General features: G+C 52.4%; 18 protein-coding genes. 11 read left to right on the top strand and 7 right to left on the bottom strand.

Annotation, left to right across the window (positions count from 1 at the left end):
* Positions 1 to 69 precede the first annotated feature (69 nt).
* The 7 genes from ABWV76_RS05495 (at position 70) to ABWV76_RS05465 (ending at position 7672) form a co-directional block, all read left to right on the top strand.
* On the top strand, positions 70 to 1563 hold the full coding sequence (locus ABWV76_RS05495; RefSeq protein ID WP_020414134.1) for a S1C family serine protease: 1494 nt from the start codon (positions 70 to 72) through the stop codon (positions 1561 to 1563).
* 27 nt (positions 1564 to 1590) lie between these two features.
* Positions 1591 to 2043 (top strand): DUF4124 domain-containing protein, encoded by a 453-nt coding sequence (locus tag ABWV76_RS05490; RefSeq protein WP_353375482.1) that lies wholly within the window; start codon positions 1591 to 1593, stop codon positions 2041 to 2043.
* 126 nt (positions 2044 to 2169) lie between these two features.
* Positions 2170 to 3048, top strand: coding sequence for an Hsp33 family molecular chaperone HslO (gene hslO / locus ABWV76_RS05485; RefSeq protein WP_353375481.1), 879 nt, complete (start codon positions 2170 to 2172; stop codon positions 3046 to 3048).
* Positions 3049 to 3339: 291 nt separating this feature from the next.
* Positions 3340 to 4887 (top strand): phosphoenolpyruvate carboxykinase, encoded by a 1548-nt coding sequence (locus tag ABWV76_RS05480; RefSeq protein ID WP_020414131.1) that lies wholly within the window; start codon positions 3340 to 3342, stop codon positions 4885 to 4887.
* A 226-nt stretch (positions 4888 to 5113) separates the two neighbouring features.
* On the top strand, positions 5114 to 5794 hold the full coding sequence (locus ABWV76_RS05475; protein WP_020414130.1) for a hypothetical protein: 681 nt from the start codon (positions 5114 to 5116) through the stop codon (positions 5792 to 5794).
* A gap of 15 nt (positions 5795 to 5809) precedes the next feature.
* Positions 5810 to 6511 carry a D-Ala-D-Ala carboxypeptidase family metallohydrolase gene (locus ABWV76_RS05470; RefSeq protein ID WP_020414129.1) on the top strand — a complete coding sequence of 234 codons (702 nt, stop codon included), beginning with the start codon at positions 5810 to 5812 and terminating at the stop codon, positions 6509 to 6511.
* Between the two features lie 81 nt (positions 6512 to 6592).
* Complete coding sequence (locus ABWV76_RS05465) at positions 6593 to 7672, top strand: AI-2E family transporter (protein ID WP_353375480.1); 1080 nt, start codon at positions 6593 to 6595, stop codon at positions 7670 to 7672.
* Between the two features lie 16 nt (positions 7673 to 7688).
* Here the strand turns inward: ABWV76_RS05465 and ABWV76_RS05460 are convergent, their stop codons facing one another.
* Entirely contained in the window at positions 7689 to 8504 is an 816-nt protein-coding gene (locus ABWV76_RS05460) for a bestrophin-like domain (protein WP_020414127.1), read from the bottom strand.
* Positions 8505 to 8670: 166 nt separating this feature from the next.
* On the opposite strand from ABWV76_RS05460, the gene ABWV76_RS05455 reads away from it, so the two are divergent.
* Entirely contained in the window at positions 8671 to 9192 is a 522-nt protein-coding gene (locus ABWV76_RS05455; RefSeq protein WP_020414126.1) for a peroxiredoxin, read from the top strand.
* Positions 9193 to 9259: 67 nt separating this feature from the next.
* On the opposite strand, the gene ABWV76_RS05450 is transcribed toward ABWV76_RS05455, so the two are convergent.
* From ABWV76_RS05450 to glnA, 5 genes are all read right to left on the bottom strand, one after another.
* Positions 9260 to 9592 (bottom strand): PAS domain-containing protein, encoded by a 333-nt coding sequence (locus ABWV76_RS05450; protein ID WP_282952170.1) that lies wholly within the window; start codon positions 9590 to 9592, stop codon positions 9260 to 9262.
* A gap of 158 nt (positions 9593 to 9750) precedes the next feature.
* Entirely contained in the window at positions 9751 to 11157 is a 1407-nt protein-coding gene (gene ntrC / locus ABWV76_RS05445; RefSeq protein ID WP_020414124.1) for a nitrogen regulation protein NR(I), read from the bottom strand.
* Positions 11158 to 11160: 3 nt separating this feature from the next.
* Complete coding sequence (glnL, locus tag ABWV76_RS05440; protein WP_282952169.1) at positions 11161 to 12243, bottom strand: nitrogen regulation protein NR(II); 1083 nt, start codon at positions 12241 to 12243, stop codon at positions 11161 to 11163.
* Between the two features lie 331 nt (positions 12244 to 12574).
* Entirely contained in the window at positions 12575 to 13225 is a 651-nt protein-coding gene (locus tag ABWV76_RS05435) for a DUF4124 domain-containing protein (protein WP_353375479.1), read from the bottom strand.
* Positions 13226 to 13436: 211 nt separating this feature from the next.
* Positions 13437 to 14843 (bottom strand): glutamate--ammonia ligase, encoded by a 1407-nt coding sequence (gene glnA, locus ABWV76_RS05430; RefSeq protein WP_020414121.1) that lies wholly within the window; start codon positions 14841 to 14843, stop codon positions 13437 to 13439.
* Between the two features lie 320 nt (positions 14844 to 15163).
* Between glnA and thiI the strand changes: the two genes are divergently transcribed.
* From thiI to ABWV76_RS05415, 3 genes are all read left to right on the top strand, one after another.
* Positions 15164 to 16648 carry a tRNA uracil 4-sulfurtransferase ThiI gene (gene thiI / locus ABWV76_RS05425; RefSeq protein ID WP_020414120.1) on the top strand — a complete coding sequence of 495 codons (1485 nt, stop codon included), beginning with the start codon at positions 15164 to 15166 and terminating at the stop codon, positions 16646 to 16648.
* A gap of 208 nt (positions 16649 to 16856) precedes the next feature.
* Positions 16857 to 18665: a translational GTPase TypA gene (gene typA / locus ABWV76_RS05420; RefSeq protein WP_020414119.1), complete on the top strand. Its 1809-nt coding sequence runs from the start codon at positions 16857 to 16859 to the stop codon at positions 18663 to 18665.
* Positions 18666 to 19211: 546 nt separating this feature from the next.
* Positions 19212 to 19391 carry a hypothetical protein gene (locus ABWV76_RS05415; RefSeq protein ID WP_353375478.1) on the top strand — a complete coding sequence of 60 codons (180 nt, stop codon included), beginning with the start codon at positions 19212 to 19214 and terminating at the stop codon, positions 19389 to 19391.
* Between the two features lie 782 nt (positions 19392 to 20173).
* Here the strand turns inward: ABWV76_RS05415 and ABWV76_RS05410 are convergent.
* On the bottom strand, positions 20174 to 21148 hold the full coding sequence (locus ABWV76_RS05410; RefSeq protein ID WP_353375477.1) for a phenylacetaldoxime dehydratase family protein: 975 nt from the start codon (positions 21146 to 21148) through the stop codon (positions 20174 to 20176).
* Positions 21149 to 21169: the final 21 nt, after the last annotated feature.

The following is a 21169-nucleotide window of genomic DNA, read 5'->3' as shown; positions in this document are numbered from 1 at the left end:
TGGTGAAAATTCCGCCATCATTTTTTATAGCTGCTACACTGGCCCAACTTAACCCGATAGAAAACAGCCATGATGAAACGACTGATCGCCATCTCCCTGCTGCTTCTGCTCGGTATGCAGACCGCTGCCGCAGACAGCCGCGAACACGAACAACTAAAACGCTCAATCATCAAGATTTACACCACTGCCGCTGCCCCGGATTACTTTAATCCCTGGGCCCTGTTAAACCCCAAGCAGCTATCCGGTTCCGGTGCAGTTATCCGCGATCAACAGATCCTCACTAACGCCCATGTCGTGGCCAATGGCAGTTTTATCCAGGTGCAGCGCCATGGGGATGCGAAGAAATTCCGCGCACGAGTAAAGTTTGTCTCCCACGACGCCGATCTTGCACTGCTGACAGTGGACGATGAAAGCTTCTTTACCGATACCCGCCCCCTAACACTGGGCAAGCTGCCAGATCTGCAGGAGGAAGTGACTGCCTATGGTTATCCCATCGGTGGTAAATCCCTATCGATTACCCGCGGTGTGCTATCCAGGGTAGAGCACCAGTATTACGCCCACGCAGAAAGTTACCTGATGGCCGGCCAGATCGATGCCGCCATCAACCCCGGCAATAGCGGCGGTCCAGTCATTTCCAATGGCCGTATTGTCGGTGTGGCCATGCAGACCAACCAAAGCGCCGAAAACCTGGGCTACTTCGTACCCCCAAGCGTGATTGCCCATGTGCTCGAAGATGCGAAAGATGGCGTTCATCAGGGCTTTCCAGAGCTGGGAGTAGTTACCCAAAGCCTCGAGAGCCCCTCCATGAAAAAAGCCGCCGGTCTCAGTGAAGATCAGGATGGCGCCATGGTAGTAAAAGTATTCAGTGATGCCCCGGTGGCGGAAGTGTTGAAACCTGGCGATGTGCTGCTGGAAGTGGATGGCTTCAAGGTGGCCGCCGATCGCACAGTAGAGTGGCGTGAAAATCAGCGCACCAACTACCACTATGCCGTAGACCGTCACCACGTGGGAGACGCACTGCCTGTGCGCTTTTCCCGAAACGGCGAGGAGCAAACCGCTCAAGTGACTCTGGCGGCTGCCCCCCCTTCCCGTGCACTGGTACTCAGTGAGCAATTCGACCAACAGCCGCGCTACTACATTTTTGGTGGTGTGGTATTCGTGCCCCTTAATATGAATTTGATCAAGCGCTGGGGGAACAACTGGCACTCCAAGGCCCCTATTGATTACCTTTATGCGCGCAACCAATGGAGCGAGGAAAACCGTCGCGAGCTGGTGGTAGCCCTTAAGGTACTGCCCGCTAATGTCAATTTGGGTTACCACGACTGGAAGAACTGGATTATTGACTCGGTGAATGGTCACAGCGTCGCTGACTTCGACGAATTCGCCCAATTAATGGAAACCAATAAATCCGACTTCGTGGAGCTGCGAGATCGCTCCGGCTACCGCATGGTACTGGATGCCGCAGAGGCCCAGGAACAAGAGCCGCTGATCCTACAGACCTATCATATCCCCCAGCGACACTCGCAAGGGCTGTTCAGCCAGCTGGCCAATAAAGAAAAATAAGGCCCTTACCTGGGCCAGGGAGATACAGTGAAGCCGCTAAGAGGAACCTTTCTATTTACTGTCTGGCTCGGCGGCATGCTAATAGCTGCCGCTGTGAGCTCTGCAGAACTCTACCGCTGGGTAGATGAGGATGGGCGAGTGCACTTCAGTGACCGTCCCCCCACAGCGGGCAAGGCCGAGAATATCTCCGGTAAACTGGGGCCCATCAACTCAGCCGAAGCCACACGGAAACGGGAAAGTCTGTTCAACCCCAGTTCAGCCAGTATTGACCGGGAGTACGAACAGCGCCAACAGAAGGAACAGCAAGCCCGCCAGCAGGAAATGGAGCAGCTTTGCGCCAAGGCGCGCCAGCGCCTGGCGACCCTCAACGGACGAGTTGCCTTTATTGACAAAAATGGTAAAGAAGTACACGTTACGGGGCTCGAGCGCCAGGAAATGGCCAAAAAGCTCCAGCGCCAGATCGCCAGTCGTTGTGGCTGAGCACTTTTCAGGCTATCGCATTCAGCCGGTATTCCCTGTACCGGCGCCATAATTGCCCAGGCCAGCTACCATTTAGGGATATCCACCTCTAAAATCCCGCGGTTTAAACACCGAGGCACTCGATCTATGTCCGATCAGCTGGAACGCTTTATCTTCTCCAAACACGATATTCGCGGGCAGATGGTGACCCTAACTGAATCCTATCGCGAAGTGCTGGAGCACAACCCCCTACCGGCACCGGTAGCGCGTCTGCTGGGTGAATTCCTGGCCGCAGCCTGCCTGCTTTCAACCACTCTTAAATTCGATGGTGTACTCAGCATACAAGCCCGTGGAGAAGGGGATTTACCTTTGATCATGGCTGAATGTACCCACCACAGCGACTTGCGGGGTATCGCCCGAGTGGCCGAAGATGCACAGATTGACGATGACGCAACCCTGGGCCAAATGATCGGCAGCCGCGGCGCGCTCGCTATTACTCTGGAACCTAAACGGGGTGAACGCTACCAGGGCGTAGTGCCCATGGAAAAAGAGAACCTGGCTGGGTGCCTGGAAGACTACTTTACCCAGTCGGAACAACTGGATACCCGCTTCTGGCTGGAATGCGATGGCAGCAGTGTTGGCGGCATTATGCTGCAGGTGTTGCCAGGCAATAATGCCGCTAGTGCAGAGGAAAACCGCGATGCCTGGGAAACCGCTCTGCACCTTGCCGATACGGTAACTGATAAAGAGCTGTTTACAGTTCCCCACGAGGAACTGATTCACCGCCTGTTTCATCAGTTGGAGCCGGCCACCCTGGGTACCGACAGCATCCGCTTCAAGTGCAGCTGTTCACGGGAGCGCAGCGCGAGGGCATTGATGTCCCTGGGTGCCGAGGACGTTTTCAAACTATTGGATGAGCAGAACGGCGAGATTGTTTCAGATTGTCAGTTTTGCAATGCCCAATACCGCTTCGATCGCGACCAGATTGAATCCCTTCTAAACGCCCCCCCCCACACTCTGCACTGAGTGGGCTGCCCGGGCGGGGGCTCCATCCCCCGCCAATTACTATCTACAAAATAGGGTTATTAGCATCACCATTATTCACAAAACAAATTCTACAAGAATAACCCATACATAAAACTGATGAATGATTGCTAAATTTATGGTGACAGCGCTGTCAAAGAGCAAAAAATGACCGTCTTTGCTATCCGCTTATTTTGAATTTTGCCATAATGCGCCCCCCAAATTTTGCCTGGCTGCCTAATACTTGGGCAGCCCTAATATTTTTACTATCCAACATTCACGGGTAATCGACGAATGGCACAGATCGACGACACCGCGCTGGTTTTCAAGAACCTATCACCAGCACAATTGGTAGAGCAGGCTCTTACGCGCGGCGAGGGCAAATTATCTGACACAGGCGCGCTGGTCACTGAAACCGGCGCCCGTACCGGCCGTTCCCCAGCGGACCGCTTCGTTGTGGAAGAGCCCTCCACCGCCGACAGCATCGCCTGGGGCAATGTGAACCGCCCCTTTCCGCAGGATAAATTCGATGCCCTGTGGGACCGTGTAGAGGCATTTGTCTCCGGTGGTGACAGCTTCGTGCAACAGCTCCATGTTGGCCAGGACGAAGATCACTACCTGCCGGTTGTCGTAACCACCCAGACCGCGTGGCACAACCTGTTCGGCCGCAACATGTTTATCCGCGCTGAGAAGTACAACCCCAAGGGCAAGGAAGAATGGCGCATCCTGCACGCACCGAACTTCGTGTGTGAGCCTGAGCGCGACGGCACCAACTCCGAGGGCTGTGTAATTATCAACTTTGGCCAGCGCAAAGTTCTGCTGGCTGGCATGCGCTACGCCGGTGAAATGAAGAAGGCAATGTTCTCCGTTCAGAACTTCCTCCTGCCGGAAAAAGACGTAATGCCCATGCACTGCGCTGCCAACGTTGGTGAAGACGGCGACACCTGCCTGTTCTTTGGCCTGTCCGGCACCGGTAAGACCACCCTATCCGCCGACCCGGAACGCTACCTGATTGGCGACGATGAGCACGGCTGGACCAAGGGTGCAGTATTCAATATGGAAGGTGGTTGCTACGCGAAAACCATCGACCTGAGCCAGAAGAATGAGCCGGTAATCTGGGATGCCATTCGTTTCGGGGCCATCGTTGAGAACGTGGTAACCAACGAACACGGCACTGCTGACTACTGCGACACCAGCCTCACCGAAAATGGCCGCTGCTCCTACCCACTGGAACACGTGGAAATGCGCCAGCTGGAGAACCGCGCCGGAGAGCCGAAAAATGTAATCTTCCTCACCTGTGACGTATCCGGTGTATTGCCCCCGGTATCCATCCTCTCCAAAGAGGCTGCGGCATACCACTTCCTATCTGGTTACACAGCGCGCGTGGGCTCTACCGAGCTAGGTGCAGAAGCCGGTATTCACCCGACCTTCTCCACCTGCTTCGGCGCACCTTTTATGCCGCGCGCTCCTCGCGAGTACGCCGACCTGCTGATGAAGCGCATTGAGGACTTCGGCTCCAAGGTTTACCTGGTCAATACTGGCTGGACTGGTGGTTCAGGCAATAATGGCAAACGTTTCCCGATCCCAGTAACCCGCGCAGTAGTTGCCGCTATCCAGAACGGCGCGCTACAAGGCACCGCCACCGAGCACCTGGAAACCCTGAACCTGGACATTCCTTTAGAAGTACCGGGTGTAGACAAAGCCTACCTGAACCCACGCGAAGCCTGGGATGACAAGGCAGCCTACGACGACCAGGCCGGCAAGCTGGCCAAACTTTTTGCCGAAAACATTGAGAAATTCAATGTGAACGATGAAGTGAAGAACGCCGGTCCCAAGGCCTAAGTTCCACTTCCCAGAACACTCCACAACGATATCAAATCGCTGAGGAGTCTAAAAAGCCCCAAGGCCGCAAGGCCTCGGGGCTTTTTTATGCACAGTTCAGCCCACCCTACGCAACTGCCCCGCCGAATTTTGCGGCTATAGTGTTTAAACAAACGCCGACGATTTGGGCGCCTGCGGATCGAAGCCCCGCTTCGCAGTACAGCTCCAGGAGCAGAAGTCTCAGCTCATGTCCGCTGACAAATTTTTGATACGTTTCAACATACTGTACCCATACCGGCCGCCCGGTCGCAGGGTTAACCGGGTGGTGGTTGTATTCCTGACACTGCTGCTGGCTTCAATATTGCTGATACTGTGGCTTTTTCTCTACCAAAAGTCCCTGGATAAGCCCTATGTGGAGATAAGGGGCCATCGTGTTGCCAGCGCAGATAATTTTGATGGATTCCTGCGCTACGGCGACAACCGGGAACGGGTACAGGCTCTCAGTCGCTACCTGGCGAGCCGGGGTATAGCAAATGTTGTCCCGGTAAGTAGCTTGCTACGCCAGGGCGGCGGATGGATAGAATTGAGAGAACCTCCTTTTGCTATTCCACCCCAAAGCGAGTGGCACAACATAGTCAAAACTTTGACACTACTGCGGGATCAGATCATTCCTCTAATTGGCTCTGTAGATGTGGTCGCAGGATTTCGCAGTGACGCTTATAACCGCAAGCTGGAACACAGTGACAAGGCCCATCATCGAGACTTTTGTGCCCTGGACCTGATCCCCAAATCGAATATCAGTCACCGGGAGCTAGTGGAGGAATTGCGCGCCCTTCACGCGCGCCTCGGCCCGGAGAGTAATTTCGGCCTCGGCCTCAGCGATGGAGTGCGCTTCCATATCGACACCTGCGGCTATCGCATCTGGTAATTGGCGGAGATGCCCATGGATATTCAAGACAACAAAGCTACCGAAACCAATAGCCCGCGTCGCCGATTACTGCTGCTTGCTGCCATTCTCATCGCAGCCATTATTACCGTATTACTTTTTACTTCAGAGAAAACACGGGAGCTCGGCGAGCGTTTAATCAGCCCCATCGATTTACTACCATTACCAGAAATCCCCGATATTTATGATATTCAGGGGTATCCAGCGGCATCTGAGCGGCTCTTCAGCCGCTTTCTTAAACAGGAAGACAACAATATCCTGTTTTCCAAGCTGAAAGATTTCCTGCGCATTAATCAGGTAGACCAGGTTGTGCCCCCGTTTGAATTGTTGCGCCAAGGCAGCGATTGGCAGGATCTGGATGAACCGCCATTTGCCATTCCCCCGGTAGGAAACTGGGGAACCATGGTATACACCCTGCGGGCAGTGCAGCGTGAAATCGTTCCAATTATCGGCCCCGTCACCGTAGTCTCCGGTTGGCGCACCACCAGCTATAACAGTAAGGCCGGCGGCTCCAGGGGCAGCAAGCACCTGCACTTTTGTGGACTGGATATAGTTCCGCAGAAAAAGTTCTCTCGCGAGCAACTGGTACCGGTACTGAAGAATATCCATAAGTACAACGGCCAACAGTGGAATATGGGCCTGGGCATCTATAAAGGTATTCGCTTTCATGTGGACACCTGCGGTTACAGGCGCTGGTAAATCCCTCTTGCTTCTGCTTAGATAGAGCGCAAGTAAGGCGCCCGATACCACAGGGCTTTTGCAGAAGCAGAGGAAGTTCCCGTGCAGGAAAAATTGGAAAGGCGCTCGTTTATCCTTTCACTTCTATTGGTTTCAGTAGCCTTCCTGCTACTTGTAAAACCTTTTTTCACACCGATTTTCTGGGCTTGTGCCATCGCCCTGATCTTTTACCCGGTATACCGCGTTCTGATGCAGCGTTTTCCAAACTCGCCCAATTCCATGGCGCTGCTGACCCTGTTCATGTGTATTGTGCTGCTGGTGATACCGGTACTGGTGGTGGCCACTTCTTTTATCAATGAGGCGGTAACGCTTTATCACAAAGTACAAAACGGTGAGATTGATATTTCCAAATCTCTGGAGCAGGTGCGCAGCGCCTTCCCACGGGTCAACGATATGCTTGAGAGCATAGGAGTAGACATTGAGGAGGCCAAGCAGCGCCTACTCGGCGGAGTAATGAATGCGGGCAGCTTTGTCGCCAGAAATGCTATCGAGGTGGGCCAAAACACTGTTAACTTTTTTGTCATGCTGGGTCTGATGCTCTATCTCACCTTCTTTTTAATCCGCGATGGTGAGCGACTAGTTAACCTGATAATACACGCGCTTCCCCTCGGCGATGAGCGCGAGCACCTGCTTCTGGCCAAGTTTGCCGAGGTCACCCGTGCAACCATCAAGGGCAACCTGGTGGTCGCCATTACCCAAGGCACCCTGGGCGGTATTATTTTCTGGGTCCTAGACCTACCTGCACCGCTTTTGTGGGGGGTCCTGATGACACTGTTATCACTGCTACCAGCAGTAGGTGCAGCATTGATCTGGTTCCCCGCATCCATTTACCTATACGGGGTAGGAGAACCCATTAAAGCCACTATATTGCTCGCCTACGGATTTACTGTGATCAGCCTGGTAGACAATATACTGCGCCCGATTTTAGTTGGGCGGGATACCAAGCTGCCAGACTATCTGGTGCTGTTTTCCACTGTGGGCGGCCTGTTTATGTTTGGTGTCAGCGGCTTTGCCATAGGCCCGCTACTCGCCGCGCTGTTCATCGCCTTTTGGGAAATTTTTATGCGGGAGTTTGTGCACCCGGAAGATATGCTGATGCCACCCAGACCTGATAGCGAGTAAAACTCACCTGGACTCTTTAACGCTCTGTGGGAGCCTGAGACTCCCTTTGACGTAGCGCTTTCAGGCGCTGGTTGAGATCACTCATCGGCGCCTGGTCAACCAGTAACACCCCCTGGTTGGCCCTGTCTAAATCGGCGATCAGCAAAATCACCGTGGCAAAGGTGAGAGCCAGTGCCAGTACAACCTGCACCGAACCACCGCGGCTGATCCCCAGCTGGTAACCAATCGCCAGCATGGCCAGTATTGTCATAAAGTACAGCGCCAGCCACAGGGGGGCGGGAATACGATACTGCAGGCCCACCACCACCCTTGCGCGATGCAAGTCCATCAGGGTGTTTACCGGATCGGAAAATTGGCGCAGGTAATCCGCATTGTAACCCTGGGCAATATGGCTCTGTACCAGTTGCCACAGCTGCCGCTGAATTTCCTCACTGCGTTTGATATCAGCAGAGCTTACCGGTGTAGAGGGATCAAAATCACGCAGATCCACATATTCCGCAAGCAATCCACGGGCGCGCTCACGTTTCGTTTTCTCAAGAAAGTCCGCATTCAGGTAGGCCGCCAGGATAGTATTAACCTCCTGCAACAACAGAGCCTTGCGCTCATTAAAGCGGTCCGCGGTCATATTGAAGGTAAACGCTAAAACAAATGCCACCAAACCAAGCGTTGCCGCAACAGCACTGCCAATCGACGACTCACCAGCAACGCTCTCTCTTCTCTGGCGCCTATGCCCCCAGAATACCCCTAACGCCAAAGCGCAGAGAACCAGTGCCACTGTAATCAGATATATCAGGGGCAATGGCAGCAAATAGAAAATATTACCCGAGTGCATAAGAGTCCCCACAGACTGAGGAAAGTCTGGCCCAGCTGGGTATCACTGGCCAGTTTTTCCAGGCTCTCTGCAGGGCTAAAGAAGTGGCGTATTTATAATGAACCTACTAGTTTGTACCATATGGCAGCGGTAGCATAGGCGCAACATATCCGAGAGCAAACATACTATGAAATACTGGATTACCCTGGTTTTAACTACGCTGATCAGCCTGCCATTGATGGCCCTTGAGGTTGGTGACAGAGCACCGGACTTCTCTCTTCAAGGATCAGACGGCAATACACACAGACTCGCTGAACACAAAAATAGAAATGCAGTAGTAATCGCCTGGTATCCACGTGCCTTTACCAAGGGCTGCACGATAGAGTGCAAATCACTGGCAAAAAATGGACACAAGATTCGCAAGTTCAATGCTGCCTACTTTATGGCAAGCACCGATGATATTGATGAAAACACACGCTTCGCTAAGCACAATGAAGCCGACTTCCCTCTCCTAAGCGATCCTTCAGGTGAAGTCGCCAAGGCTTACGGTGTGCTAGTTCCAATGATCAATATTGCCCGGCGTATTACTGTCTATATCGGTAAGGATGGGAAAGTCCTGAAAATTGATAAAGACGTTAACCCTGCCACCAGTGCAGAGGATATTGCCAGAAACCTGGCCAAACTAGGCATAGAAAAGAGTGAGCCCTAAAAATATTAATAAATCTGGCCCGAAGCACTCAGGGCCAGATTTATCCGACTCAACTTAATTTATGACATCATTCTATTACGAAAGAAATGCCAAAGCAGCACTTCTCCCCCTCAAACTCCCCAAGCCACTTGCAAACACTTAACGTAGCCTCACCTCGACTGGATTTAATTACGTGCTCTAGTAAATAATCCGGCTCACCGGAAGCAAAGACGCGCTTATCCGCCTCTCGCAGAGCTTGAGCATTTTCCGCCCAAGTTAGTTGAGCGTCGGTTTTTCCCACTACATCCTCACCGGCCAACTCGCAAATTTTGCGATTACCCCAAATATATTTTTCATCTTGATCTTTCACCCAAAAAAGAAACGGCACATTATCAACAACCCTAAGCTCTTCAGCGTTCATAGAACTCCATCTCCAGCCACTACATTCATATTTGAACTGCATTAATAAATGCAAGTGTAAAAGCCAAAGGAGGTTTTGCCTTTATCATTCATTGAGTATTAACATAAAAATTCTTATTTCATCTTTGTCAGAAATAGCCGGAGGCACAAAAATAGTTCTTAATTGCCACTAATCTCCAGCTCTTTTAATTTTCTTGTCAGGGTATTTCGTCCCCAACCAAGTAAATCTGCGGCATCACGCTTGCGCCCGGCCGTATGCTTTAAAGCAATCTCGATCAGGGCACGCTCAAATGCGGGAACTGCCTCACTGAGTATTTCGCGCCGCCCGGATGACAGGGCCTGATCAGCCCAAATACGTAGGGCTTTTTGCCAGTCCAGTGGGGTTTCGCTCTCCTGCCCTTGTTGGTGCAGTTCCTGGGGCAAGTCTTCGATATGTACTTCACGGCCAGAGGCCATAACGGTAATCCAGCGACAAGTATTTTCGAGCTGCCGTACATTTCCAGGCCAATCCAAACCTGACAGGTAACCCTCTGTTTCCTTAGTCAGGATTTTTGGTTCCACCCCGAGGTCTTTTGCGGCAGCATTGAAGAAGTGACGCACCAGCCTTGGGATATCTTCACGGCGATCGGCCAACCTTGGAATATGAATGCGGATTACATTCAAGCGATGAAATAGGTCTTCGCGGAATTTATGCTGCAGTACCAGCTCCTCAAGGTTTTGATGGGTGGCGGCAATAATCCGCACATCCACTTTTACCGGAGTGTGTCCGCCAACCCGATAAAACTCCCCATCCGCCAATACTCGCAGAAGCCGCGTCTGGGTTTCTGCCGGCATATCACCAATTTCATCCAGGAAAAGGGTACCGCCATTGGCCTGCTCAAAACGCCCGGCACGCTGGGAGCTGGCCCCGGTAAAAGCGCCTTTCTCATGCCCAAACAATTCAGACTCCATCAAGTCTTTCGGAATCGCGGCCATATTCAGGGCGATAAAGGGTTTTTCCCTTCGTGGACTGTGATTGTGCAACGCCTGAGCCACCAGTTCCTTACCAGTGCCAGACTCACCATTGATTAATACAGTGATATTTGAGTGAGAGAGCCTGCCGATCGCACGGAAAACTTCCTGCATCGCCGGCGCTTCACCAATGATTTCTTTATTCTCGGTGCCATTATCCTGTTCAATGCGCTCTTCCTGCGCCTGCTCACTGGCGTGCACCAGGGCACGGCGTGTAACCGCTACAGCCTCATCAATATCAAAAGGCTTAGGCAGATATTCAAAGGCACCGCCCTGATAGGCGGCGACAGCACTATCCAGATCCGAGTGAGCAGTCATAATAATTATCGGCATGTTTGGACGTTCCGCCTGGAAGCGCTGAAGCAACTTGAATCCATCGGAGCCCGGCATACGAATATCGCTAATCACCACGTCCGGTGAATCGCTGTAAAAATCATCCAGGGCACGATCGCCACTCTCGTAGCATTGGGTTTCTATCCCCTCCCGAGAAAGCGCCCGCTCCAGCACCCAGCGGATAGATCTGTCGTCGTCAATTATCCAAACGCGATTACTCATTCTCTAGGTTCCTGTATTGGCTAATTCGATAGTCAACGGCAAATAGATCTGGAATACCGTGCGACCGGGACGGCTGTCACACTTAATTAGGCCGCGATGCTGACTGATAATGTTCTGTGATATGGATAGCCCTAAACCGGAGCCCTCCGCGCGCCCTGATATCATCGGGAAGAAGATCCGCTCACGGATCTCCTCGGGAATACCGGGACCGTTATCTTCAATTTCGATACGGCATACCAGTGGACAATTGCGACGACCAATTGTGAATTGGCGCTGGACCCGTGTGCGCAATACCATCTCCCCACTGGCGAGACCGATACTCTCATTTATCGATTGCATCGCATTGCGGGCGATGTTCAGCAGTGCCTGGATCAACTGTTCGCGATCCGCTGGTACATCCGGGATAGAGGGGTCGTAATCCCTGCGGATACTCAGTTCACCATCACATTCCACCTCTAGAAGCTGTGCCACTCGCTCCAGGATTTCATGGACATTGGTCTCCGCCAGTTTCACCGGCTGACGCGGTCCCAACAAGCGGTCCACCAAATTGCGCAGGCGGTCCACCTCCTCAATGATGATCTGTGTGTACTCTTCCAGAGAGGCATCTGGTAACTCTCTCTGAAGTAGTTGTGCCGCACCGCGGATACCGCCGAGGGGGTTCTTCACTTCATGTGCCATGCCCCGCACCAGGTTACGCGCAGTTTCCTGGGTACTGAGCAATGCATCTTCACGTGCAATGCGCAGCAGGCGATCCATAGGTTGCACCTCAAGCAGCAAAACACCTAGCTCTGGGACAGGACTCACCGAGTAATCCACAGTGCGCGTATCCAGGTTGTGCAGACGCCAACGAGCGCGGCGCACCGTATATTTTTCACAACTGACCAGCGCATCACGCATGGCTTTTTGCGCAGCTGCAGATTCTCGCACGACCTCTTCCAACGGCAATCCGCTGACCCTTGCACTGGATGCCGCCAGCAAATCCTCGGCCGCATTGTTCAAGTAACAGAGTGATAACGTGTCATCCAGCACCATAACGGCTGAAGTGAGACTGTCTAACAGCTGGCGCAGCTGGCGATCATTGAGCATTCAGTGGTTTCCGGTTCTCTGCGGCGGCCGGGGTAGGGTTAGCACCCGGCGCGATAAGCCCTTGTATCTAGCCAGTGCAAAAAGCAAACCAAAATGGCGCACAGGGCTATTCAGGCCCACATTGGTTGCTTCTGATGAGCATTTACAGTGCGCAATCGATAGGATTTGCCTAATCACCCCCAAGAGCATTGGAGCTGCACAGCTCAGCCAGGAGAATGCACCACAATGGTGCGAAGGTCAAAATTTAATCAGCCTAGGGAGGGAAAGGCGGGCTGTGAATTGTTTGCGAAGACCCGCTGACGCCCTTGACGATAGCGGTAATACAAACCAATCAGGGCTGAGACTGGGCCAAACTGGGCCCAAGTGACACTTTGGTTGACTGAGGTGCCCGAAGGATAGAGCTATCCAATTGGGCAACGCTGGGGCGCTGCACATAAACAGTAATGACTTTTGATTGAGCCAGAATGCGCCCACTGGCATCGATAAGTACCGCCTGCACACTGTGACTACCGCGCTCCAGCGCTGAGATATCCAAGCTGGAGCCGGTTGAATTGCCGCGCCAGGGTTGACCATCCACCACCGCATAAAAGCTGGCACCCTTTGGATATGACGGTTGCACATCCACTTGTAGCGGAATAATACGCTGTCCCGGGGGGATAGTTGCGCCATCCAGGGGGCTCACAATCTGGATTGACATCGGCCCTGCGTAGCTCTCTTTGCCGCCGTCATCCTCTACATCATCTTTAGGGGATAGCTTGCGTGAAGGCAGAGGGCGAGGCAGGGTGATGGGCTGGACATTGATTGGGGCCAGCTCTACCTTTTGCGCCTCACCACTGGCTGGTGGAGTGTCACTGAAAGTCACGCGCCCGTCGGGGCCGACAGTCTTGTAGATAGCACCGGAGCTGCTGCCACCATCGGTACCGGCAAAAGCCATCAGGGGGGCGACAAGGAAAAGTGCCTGAAACGATCTCAAAAATCCCATAACGTGATCGACCGCGACGCGGACGCTCCTTTTCTCTTGCCCCAGTCGGGGCCTCAATTGAATGGGGCAACTGCTTCTCAAAGTACCAGATTCGCAGTCGGTAGAATCAACCTCCCCAATAGACAGTTTACCCGCAATAAAAAAGCCCGCACCAGGACGGCGCGGGCTTTTCGCGAACAACTCGGCGGCACCAGTGTGATGCCGTTCGCTATTACACGGAGTAGTACATGTCAAACTCAACCGGGTGAGTAGTCATGTTCAGGCGCTCTACTTCTTCGCGCTTCAATTCAATGTAAGCGTCGATTGCATCATTGGTGAAAACACCACCCTCGGTCAGGAAGTCACGATCCTTATCCAGGGCGTCCAACGCTCCTTCCAAACTGGCAGCTACGGTGGGGTACTCGGCCAGCTCTTCCGGGGGCAGATCGTACAGATCCTTATCGGCGGCATCTCCGGGATGAATCTTGTTCTTGATACCATCTAGACCTGCCATCAGCAAGGCAGCAAACGCCAGGTAAGGGTTGGCAGTCGGATCCGGGAAGCGCGTCTCGATACGCTTGCCTTTAGGCGATGTTACGTAAGGAATACGGATGGAAGCGGAGCGGTTGCGCGCAGAGTAGGCCAGGATAACCGGCGCCTCAAAGCCCGGTACCAGACGCTTATAGGAGTTAGTAGACGCGTTACAAATCGCGTTCAGGGCGCGTGCGTGCTTCACAATACCACCGATGTAGTAGAGAGCAGCCTCAGACAGACCCGCGTAAGCATCGCCGGCAAACTGGTTTACGCCATCCTTGGTGAAGGACTGGTGCACATGCATACCGGAGCCATTATCGCCAACAAGGGGCTTGGGCATAAAGGTTGCGGTCTTGCCGTAGGCGTGCGCTACATTATGTACGGCATACTTAAGAATCTGAACCTCATCCGCTTTCTTGGTCAGAGTGTTGGCTGCAACACCAATCTCACACTGACCGGCAGTGCCTACCTCGTGGTGATGTACTTCCACCTGTAGCCCCATTTGCTCCATAGCGGAACACATTGCGGCACGCACATCGTGAAGGGAATCAACCGGAGGAACGGGGAAATAGCCGCCCTTCACACCAGGGCGGTGGCCGATATTGCCCTCACTGAAGTTATGACCGGAGGACCAAGCCGCTTCTTCGGAATTGATTTTGTAAAAGGCGCCGCCCATTTCGGCACCCCAAGTGATATCGTCAAATACGAAGAACTCGGGCTCTGGGCCAAATAGCGCGGTGTCACCCAGACCTGTGGACTTCAGGTATTCCTCGGCGCGCATTGCGATGGAGCGCGGATCGCGCTCGTAGCCCTGACCGGTGACCGGGTCTACGATATTACAGCGAATAATAACGGTGCTCTCATCGGTGAAGGGATCGAGGAAAGCCGTCTCGTCATCCGGCATCAGGATCATGTCGGATTCATTAATGCCCTTCCAGCCGGCGATGGAGGAACCATCAAACATCTTGCCTTCTTCGAAGAACTCTCCGTCAATTTCCGATACGGGGATGGAAACGTGTTGCTCTTTACCCTTGGTATCGGTGAAGCGCAGGTCCACCCATTTTGCTTCACTCTCATTAATCAAACCGAGCGTTTTCGCTGACATTGCTGTCCTCCAGGTCTTGAAAAGTAATTGGTCGCTATGCCTTTGCTGCCGGCATTCACTCTTTACCTGGCGTGAAATAAAGCAAGGAGTGTGCCAAATTAGGGCAACTGCATCGCTGCGGCGGTTGGCGCCGGTGCGGTCGACAGCTTTGGGCCGACTGGGGCAGGATAAATGCATTGTGGCCGAGCGGCCACAGAAAAGCGCACCATAATGACGCAACTTTACCCCAGTATCGCCCGGTAACGGTGCACAACCAAGTTGCCTCCGGCTAGTTTATAATGCCGCACCTTCTATCAACATGCGGTACCCGACGGATTCCCATGCACTTTGTCGTCAAGTTTTTCCCCGAGATCACCATTAAGAGCAACCCTGTGCGCAAACGTATGTCGCGCCAGCTCAAGGACAACCTACAGCGCCTGCTGCGTCAGCTGGACGACCGTATCCAGGTGCGCAAGGACTGGGAAAAGATCGATGTGATCGCCCCGGACGCTGTAGCACACCTGGGCGACCGAATTGAGGAAGTTCTTTCCCACACCCCCGGTATCGCTAACTTCTCCCGTGTACGCCAGTTTCCACTGGGCGATCTGCACGATATGTATGAAAAGACTTTCTCTGTATGGGGCCCGGCCCTGAAGGGTAAGACTTTTTGTGTGCGGGTAAAACGCACCGGCAAGCACGATTTCCAGTCCCTGGATGTTGAGCAGTATGTGGGCGGTGGCCTCAACAAAAATACCGAAGCGGCTGGAGTGAAGCTGAAGAACCCCGATATCACGGTGAAATTGGAAATTCGCCACGACAAGCTCAATGTGATTGAGGAACAGCACCCCGGTCTCGGCGGCTTCCCCCTGGGAACCCAGGACCCAGTCCTTTCATTGGTATCCGGTGGCTTCGATTCCACCGTGGCCAGCTACCTGACCATGAAGCGTGGTATCCGCACCCACTTCCTGTTCTTCAACCTCGGCGGACGCCAGCACGAGCTGGGCGTTAAGGAAGTCGCCTATTACCTGTGGAATAAATATGGCGCATCCCACCGGGTGCGCTTTGTCACTGTGCCATTCGACGAGGTGGTAGCGGAAATCCTCGAACGCGTCGACGATTCCCATATGGGTGTAATCCTCAAACGCATGATGCTGCGCGCTGCCAGTGTAATCGCCAAGGAACTGGAGGTGGACGCGGTGGTGACTGGTGAAGCTATTGCCCAGGTATCCAGCCAGACCCTGAAAAACCTGGCAGTAATCGATAGCGTCACCGATACCCTGGTGCTGCGCCCACTGATCACCTCCGATAAAACCGACATTATCCGCACCTCTCGGGAGATCGGCACAGAGGAATTTGCCGCGAATATGCCCGAATACTGCGGTGTGATTTCAGTAAAACCCACCACACGCGCAAAAATCGAGAAAGTGGAATCCGAAGAGAACCGCTTTGATTTTACCGTCCTTGATCGTGCTATCAGCAATCGCTCTATTCAAAATATCGATGAAGTGATTGAAGAAGTAGACGGACAGGCACCTGAAGTTGAGATTCGCGAAGAGCCCGGTAATGCGGTGATAATCGATATTCGCCACCCGGATGAAGAGGAAATGGACCCGCTGGAACTTGAGGGCTGTGAAGTACAGACTATCCCCTTCTACCGTCTGAATAACGGCTTCGCTCAACTGGACCAGGAGCGCGAATACCTGCTCTACTGCGCCCGTGGTGTCATGAGCCGCTTGCACGCCTCCCACCTGATGGATGAGGGATACCGCAACGTGGGCGTGTTGCGCCCACAGATCCCCCACAGGCCGGAAAGCATCAAGAAATAATTCCCGGGCGCGGACAGCCCCGCTATCCGCGCTCCCCTCTTACCCCCTCAAGCCGACACTTCCACAGTGGGCGGTGATTTTTTACTCAAAATCACTCCCAATTGTCATGCGCCCCCCCTATAATCGCCGCCTTTGGCCGGAATGCTGCTGTAGAAACCCCGCAGGCCCCCGCCCCGATTTACCAAGATTTAACGCCCAGAGGCCCCCAGTGATAGAGAATCTGCGCAATATTGCGATTATCGCCCACGTAGACCACGGCAAAACCACCCTGGTGGACAAGCTGCTGTCCCAATCCGGCACTCTCGACCGTCGCGATGAAGGCGCCGAGCGGGTTATGGATTCCAACGACCAGGAAAAAGAACGCGGTATTACTATCCTCGCCAAGAACACCGCCATCCGGTGGAATGACTACCGCATCAACATCGTCGATACCCCAGGACACGCCGACTTTGGTGGTGAGGTAGAGCGTGTACTCTCTATGGTGGACTCGGTACTACTGCTGGTTGATGCAGTGGACGGCCCAATGCCACAGACACGCTTCGTAACCCAGAAAGCGTTCGAGCAGGGTCTGAACCCTATTGTCGTCATCAACAAAATTGACCGCCCTGGCGCGCGCCCCGACTGGGTGATGGACCAGGTATTCGACCTGTTCGACAGCCTTGGCGCCACCGATGAGCAGCTGGACTTCCCGGTTGTCTACGCCTCCGCCCTCAACGGTATTGCCGGCCTCGACGATACCGACCTGGCCGACGATATGACGCCGCTGTTCCAGATGATTGTGGACAAGGTAGAGCCGCCCAGGGTAGACCCCAAAGGCGCCTTCCAGATGCAGATTTCGGCCCTGGATTATTCCAGCTACGTGGGCGTTATCGGCGTAGGCCGCATTACCCGCGGCACTCTGACCCCCAACCAACAGATACTGGTACTGGACCGCGACGGCAACTCCCGCAAAGCCAAGGTTCTACAGGTTATGGGCTACCTGGGCCTGGAGCGCACAGAGGTTGAGCAGGCCAGTGCTGGCGACATCGTATGTATCACCGGTGTGGGCGAACTGAATATCTCCGATACCCTGTGCGACCCGGAAACCCCGGAAGCCCTACCCGCCCTGAGCGTGGATGAACCCACCGTGAGTATGACCTTCCAGGTGAATGACTCTCCCTTTGCCGGCCAGGACGGCAAGTTCGTCACCTCACGCAATATCAAGGAACGCCTGGACCAGGAACTGATCCACAATGTAGCCCTGCGCGTGGAACAAGGCGATTCCCCGGACAAATTCCGCGTATCCGGCCGCGGAGAATTGCACCTGTCAGTGCTGATCGAAACTATGCGCCGTGAAGGCTTCGAGCTGGGAGTCTCCCGCCCGGAAGTGGTTCAGAAAGAAGTAGACGGTGAAATCCATGAGCCCTACGAAGAAGTGGTGATCGACGTTGAAGACCAACACCAGGGTCCGATTATGGAAGAGCTGGGACTGCGCAAGGCTGAGCTCACCAATATGGAGCCGGACGGCAAAGGACGTGTGCGCCTGACCTTTATTGTACCTTCTCGCGGCATGATCGGTTTCCGCAACCAGTTCCTGACCCTGACCAGCGGCTCGGGCATCATGACCAGTATTTTCGACCACTACGGCCCGGTAAAACAGGGTGAAGTGGCCAAGCGCATCAACGGCGTACTGGTCTCCATGGTCAATGGCAAGACGCTGGCCTACGCCCTGTTTGCCCTGCAGGATCGCGGACGCCTGTTCCTCGGCCACGGCGAAGATATTTACGAAGGCCAGGTTATCGGTATCCACTCTCGCGGCAACGATCTGGTGGTCAACCCCACCAAAGGCAAGCAGCTCACCAATATCCGCGCTGCCGGCACCGATGAAGCCCTGACCCTGACTCCGCCCATTCGCCACACTCTGGAGCAGGCGCTGGAGTTTATCGAAGAGGATGAGCTAGTTGAGGTAACCCCCAACCATATCCGCATACGCAAAAAAATCCTTCAGGAAAATATGCGCAAGCGTGCGAAGAAATAACAGGTATTCTCTTCAGCGTAAAAAGGGCCCTGATAGGGCCCTTTTTATTTTTACTCTTGAAGACAAGCCTGCGCTGGAAATTTAAGCAACCTCGAAAAAATTCTTTATTCGGATAGGCAGTGTTTATTGCCATTTATTTTTCACCAGCACTTAAATTTTTACCTGGAAAATTGCCCCTGTGCATAACCCCAATCAATACTATTGTTATTTTTTTGCTCACATCATAAAAATTAATTCTTGAATCATTTTAAGAGCTCACCATATTGCCCTCAATCTCGTAGAAACTGATTTTATCTTGAAATAAGTAGTTTACTTTTTTGTTTATTCACTTTCCTTGCACAAATTATCGAGAAAAATTATCTAATTTCAGCGCTTTTCCTAGCTTCATTCGGAACTTTTATCCCCCAATTTTTTCCAATTTTCTCAACTATAAAGTTCACTTCTAAAATACTTGGTTTCATCATCACCAAGGCTCTTGGGAGGTCATTGTCATGTTTTCTTCTCTGCAATCTCAGGAACGAATAGGGATATTGGAGGGATGTCGCAATGCTTAAAAAAGTAGTAACGCTTGCCACGGCACTCACTTTAACCGTCAATATCAATGCTCAGGAGATCAAACGTATTTCGGCCTATTGGGCCAACTGGGAGTATTGGGCCGATTCCTCCTTCACCCACGACAATGTGGATTTCTCCAAACTGGCCCATGTGCAATACGCCTTTGCCTAGAATGACGAAGAAGGCACCATCTACTTCACAGATCCCCATGTCTTCTACGGACTGGGGGCCCAGTCTTTCTCCAGCGGTGCAGGCAATGGATGTACCTCATATAGACAAAAACTCCAAGTAAGCCACCCATGAAAGCTTTCGTTACCACAGCTCTCCAACTACGGTATATCAGATATTCACTGTTTTGCAGCGTAATACCTAATCTCCATGCCTTTGTACCTGAAGGATCTAAACATCACATACTCACCTTAATTTGTTTCACATATCAGCAAGCAGTATTTACTTTGCATATCCAATTTAAGTCTAGACATATATCCTCGTCACTCATTTCTATCATATTTTTTACAAAGGCAAACTCATTAGTAAATTCCAATAATAAAAAATTTTAGAGCTTAAATTGAATATCTGCACTCCGATAGATAGGACTCATTATTCAGAAAGTAAAAATCTGAGAGTTTTTATTCTCGCTAAGATTCCATGCACTTTTAATGTGACCAGGGTCAAAATCTATTCCCAGATAAAAACTCGAGACGGCCTCCAGAATCTTAAGATGACGACAATTGCCACAACCGAACTCAATAAGCGCTGAGCGCTCTTCGACCGACTCTTGCAGGCAACGGTTTTCCTCATCAAGATATTCACCGAGGTTTAAGTATTTATACACTTTTTGAGCTATATCATCGATTTTATAGGGATCAATCTTAAGCCTTATAAAAAATCACATTGAGCACACCCCAGTCACCTTCTATCCCAAGCTACTAAGTTCAGCGTCAATTATTTTATTACCTTAAAAAACGTCGCAACCCTGTATCGGGATGACAATCCTTGTAAGCGGCCCGCCCCTTACCAGGAGGCACTACGGCTACTTCGTGGCTCAGCAGCAATTGCATTCCAGGAGAAAATCGATTCGCATATTGCTGTGCGGAGGCGTAGATAGCCTTATGAGTGGAGTGATGGTGCACCCAGTTTTCAAGGTCTTTTAAGGAGGCAAACCAGGCAATTGTTTCAGTATCTGGTCTACCCGGTGCCGGCTGCTCATCACTTAACAGTCGAGCACTGAGACAACGCGACTGAACCGGATGTTTATTCAAGTAGTTTACTCCCTGTTCATATTTCTGACGCAGAGATTTTTGGTAGGCATTCCGTTCTTCAGGGCTGGCAGCAGAATAGCCCTGTACCGTGCGAATCATACATAAATTACCGGGAAGGAATATTTCCTTGTCCGATCGCTCTGCGGCAGGTAGCAACTGTAAGCTTTGTAATTGGCCTGGAAGCCCACTATTTTCTGCAGCGCTTATTCGATCCCGCATCGCACCCCAGTAGGCATGATCATGCTGATCACAAGTATCAAAGTGGCGAAAGATCCCCCAGTCAGCTTCAGGTGTAGAGGCAGAAACCTCGAAATGAGTACGTGGAGCCGTCAATGCCTCATACCATGATCCCGATTTGCCCCGAACTACCCCCTGCAAATCAGTAAAACCTTCCCTCAACCAAGTCATCATGGACTCTTCACAGGACCAGTAGGCAATCGCAATATCGTTATACGCACCCCAAGCATCAATGTGACCTGCCCGCTCATAGTGCATTAGGCCTCGGGTATTGGACAGAGATTCAGTCAATAGCTGAAATAGTGAATCGTCCCGATGGCCACCAACAAACTGTAAGGCAACTTGGCACTGTACATATCGGGAAGTCAGCGGAAGATTCAGTTCCCAGGCTGGATATGGAGGCACAAAATTTTTTGGACGATTTTTCAAACTGACAGATCCCTTTCACAA

It is taken from the genome of Microbulbifer sp. NBRC 101763, assembly GCF_040371615.1.
GTDB classification, from domain to species: domain Bacteria; phylum Pseudomonadota; class Gammaproteobacteria; order Pseudomonadales; family Cellvibrionaceae; genus Microbulbifer; species Microbulbifer variabilis.
This window is presented reverse-complemented; position numbering and strand designations above follow the sequence as displayed.